The organism is Gilvimarinus algae, assembly GCF_030518215.1.
In the GTDB taxonomy this organism is placed as follows: domain Bacteria; phylum Pseudomonadota; class Gammaproteobacteria; order Pseudomonadales; family Cellvibrionaceae; genus Gilvimarinus; species Gilvimarinus algae.
In genome coordinates this window covers 1-343 of sequence record NZ_JAULRT010000043.1, presented here as the reverse complement: position 1 = coordinate 343, position 343 = coordinate 1, and the positions used below count along the sequence as shown (strand labels likewise).

General features: G+C 46.6%; 1 protein-coding gene and 1 tRNA gene. Both read left to right on the top strand.

The genetic code is table 11. The annotated features are described in order from the left end of the window. Positions 1 to 156 (top strand): lipoprotein insertase outer membrane protein LolB (locus QWI16_RS18725; protein WP_368045282.1); only part of this gene is annotated, 156 nt, incomplete at its 5' end. A 96-nt stretch (positions 157 to 252) separates the two neighbouring features. After that, positions 253 to 327, top strand: a tRNA-Gln gene (locus QWI16_RS06175). Positions 328 to 343 lie beyond the last annotated feature (16 nt).

Genomic DNA, 343 nt, shown 5'->3' with positions numbered 1-343 from the left:
CAGCAAAGAGCGCAAAAAATATTCCAGAACAACTGGGAAATCAACTACTTAAGATTTAGCGATCAACAAGGCTACTCCCTTCCTGAAAAGATCGTCATTAGCCAGAATGATCTGCGTCTTACTATCATTGCAAAAGAGTGGCTGGTCAAACTCTGAAATCGGTTCTTTTCAACCCCATTTGTTTGACTTTGACGATCCGTTCCGGGAAAATGTGCGCCTCTTTTGCCGGGCCTTGTCCGGCATGAGAACTACTGGGGTATCGCCAAGCGGTAAGGCAACGGGTTTTGATCTCGTCATGCGCAGGTTCAAATCCTGCTACCCCAGCCATCTTTAACCTTGCATC